Here is a 2,205-nt window from a genome sequence, read left to right on the forward strand (position 1 = left end):
ATGCCGCTTCTTTGGCTTCACCCATCTTGGAAGCGTCTTTACCGCCTGCCTGGGCGAAGTCAGGACGTCCGCCTCCGCCTCCGCCGAGGATCGGCGCAATCGCTTTGATCCAGTCTCCCGCTTTGAGAGTCGTGTTCTTCGCGCCTGCGGCGAGAAGGACTTTGTCGTCTTTGGCTTGGAATAGCATAACGGCAACCGATTCATGGCTGTTTTTGAGCTCGTCGATCCGCTCTTTGATATCTCCGGCGCCCAACTCGGCAACAACGACAGCCGTGCTGCCCATCATCGTGACGCCAAGTTCTTCTTTGGCACTTGAGGCCAGTGCCGCCATGTCGGTTTTGAGGGTTTTCACCTGCTCTTTGAGCCGCTCGATTCCTGCCAATACGTCGCGGTTTTTAACGGAAGCTTCAACCTCTTCGAGAAGGTGGCGCTGTTGTTTAAAGAGGTTGTAGGCGGCATTTCCGCACACCGCTTCGATACGGCGCACACCCGCACTCACTCCGCTCTCTTTGACGATTGCGAATGTTCCGATGGAGGCGGTATTATTCACATGGATACCGCCGCAAAACTCGACCGATGCCGACCCGAAATTGACGACACGAACCGTATCTCCGTACTTTTCGCCGAATTGCGCTTTGGCGCCGCTCTTTTTGGCCTCGTCGATGCTCATCTCGCGTGTTACACCCTCCAACGCATGGAAGATATGGTAGTTGACCCGTTCTTCGACGAGAGCGATCTCTTCATGGCTCATCGCTTTGGGATGCGAGAAATCAAAACGGAGACGGTTATGCTCGACCAGCGAACCGGCTTGAGAGATGTGCTCACCCAGAGTTTCGTACAGTGCCGCATGAAGCAGGTGGGTCGCCGAGTGGTGTTTGGCAATCTCGTTGCGTGAAGGGTCCACGATCGCCTCTACCGTTTCGCCGACACTGAGCGTTTCTTTCGTTTCGATATGCGAGAGGTTCAGACCGTGGAATTTTTTCGTGTCCAGCACAACCGCTTTGTCACCCAATACGCCGCTATCGCCGCATTGTCCGCCACTCTCGGCATAAAACGGAGTTTCTTCGAGCAATACCCACCCTTTTTGGTGTGCGTGGAGCTGATCGATGCGTTCAAAGTTTTCGCCCAGAAGCGCCTGCACTTTGACCGGCGCTTTGGTGTAACCGTATCCGATGAAGGTGTTGACGCCGAACGTTTCGAGAAGGGCTTTGAAGTCCCCCTCAACGTGGGCGTCACCCGAGCCTTTCCATGCCGCTTTAGCCCGCTCGCGCTGAAGGCTCATGAGTCGCTCGAACGTATCGACGTCAAGGCCCACAGCTTTCTCGCGAAGCATATCTTCGGTCAAATCAAGCGGGAATCCGAACGTGTCGTAGAGTTTGAAGGCTACTTCGCCGCTGAAGACATCCTTGGTGTTTTTGAGTTCTTCGTTGAACAGTTCGATCCCCGATGCAATGGTTCTGAAAAACCGCTCCTCTTCGAGCATGATCTGCTCTTTGACGACAGAGAGCTTTTCGACGATGTAAGGGTACTGTTTCCCCATCACTTCGGCTACCGTATCGGCGACTTCAAACATAAACGGCTTCGTAAAGCCCAGAAGGTATCCGTGGCGTACCGCGCGGCGAAGGATACGGCGCAGTACATAGCCGCGCCCTTCGTTGCTGAAGTTCGTCCCCTGCGCCAACAGGAATAATACCGTGCGGATGTGGTCGGCGATAACGCGATACGAGGCACCCGTAGCATAGACGTACGACTTGCCGATGAGGGCTTCGACTTTGCGAATGATCGGCATGAACAAGGATGAATCGTAGTTGCTCGTCACCCCTTCGAGGACTGCGGTTGCCCGTTCCAGTCCCATCCCGGTATCGATGGAAGGCTTCGGAAGCGGTTTGAGTTCCCCTTTGGCGTTACGCTCGTATTGCATGAAAACGAGGTTCCAGATCTCCAGGAATCGGTCGCCGTCGCCCCCCATGTAATCTTCCGGTCCGTTGAAATGTTCCGCACCCTGATCGATGAAGATTTCCGAACATGGACCGCACGGTCCCGTGTCGCCCATCTGCCAGAAGTTGTCTTTGTCCCCAAGACGCATGATCCGGTCGGCAGCGATGTGTTTTTTCCAAATCTCTTCGGCCTCGTCGTCACTTTCATGGACGGTGACCCACAGTTTTTCTTTCGGAAGTTTCATCACTTCGGTGACGAATTCCCACG

At 54.6% G+C, this 2,205-nt stretch carries 1 protein-coding gene; it reads right to left on the reverse strand.

Going from position 1 to position 2,205, the window contains the following annotated elements:
* Positions 1-2,205: alanine--tRNA ligase (alaS, locus tag WB308_RS06670; RefSeq protein ID WP_424190209.1), on the reverse strand; the 2,205-nt coding region annotated here is incomplete at both ends.

Source organism: Sulfuricurvum sp., assembly GCF_049587615.1.
Taxonomy (GTDB): domain Bacteria; phylum Campylobacterota; class Campylobacteria; order Campylobacterales; family Sulfurimonadaceae; genus Sulfuricurvum.